Source organism: Novosphingobium sp. 11B (assembly GCF_054589055.1).
Map to the genome: position 1 here is coordinate 1 of NZ_BAAILP010000053.1, position 773 is coordinate 773.

Annotated in this window: 1 protein-coding gene; it reads left to right on the plus strand. The window is 62.4% G+C overall.

From position 1 onward, the window contains the following. Positions 1-42 precede the first annotated feature (42 nt). Positions 43-773: transposase (locus ACYPYD_RS04340; protein WP_459662217.1), on the plus strand; the 731-nt coding region annotated here is incomplete at its 3' end.

Consider the following 773-nt stretch of genomic DNA (forward strand, 5'->3'; position numbering starts at 1 on the left):
CTAAGCGTTGCAACGTGCTTCAGTCAGGACTCGAAGCATGGGATGTTGGACCAGAACAAGGCCGTGATCGGCGATCCCGTCCCCCAGATCCTGCGCCAATGGCTGCAGGCATGGCGTCCCTGCTTTACGGCTCCCAGTTGGGAGCATGTACTTGTTCTTGTGATGGGGGGCGTGCTGGCCACGGGCAAACGGACCGTCACGTCTTGCCTGCGCGTGACCGGCCGGGGCGATGCTGCCAACTTTGCAACCTATCACCAGATCCTCAACCGCGCCCGCTGGAGCTCCCGTGCCGTTGCCAGGCGTTTACTGGGCATTGTGGTCGAACGGCTCGTGCCCGATGGTCCTGTGGTCATCGGTATGGACGACACCATTGAGCGGCGATGGGGGCGCCGGATCACCGCACGGGGTATCTACCGCGACCCGGTCCGCTCCAGTCACGGCCATTTCGTCAAAGCTAGCGGACTGCGCTGGCTCAGTTTTATGGTGCTCACCCCGGTGTCATGGACCCGCCTGATCAAAGCGCTGCCAGTCTTGACGTTGCTCGCTCCTTCGGAACGATCGAACCGTCAACGCGGCTGTCGTCATAAATTGCTGACGGACTGGGCGCGGCAGGGCGCGCTACAGCTGTCTCGCTGGCTGCCGGGTCGGCGGATCATCTTCATTGGCGACAGCAGCTTTGCTGTCCACGAACTGGCACATGCAATTGTCCGCCGGGCCACACTCATCAGCCGACTGCGGCTCGATGCCAACTTGTTTGCACAGCCTGCGGGGCG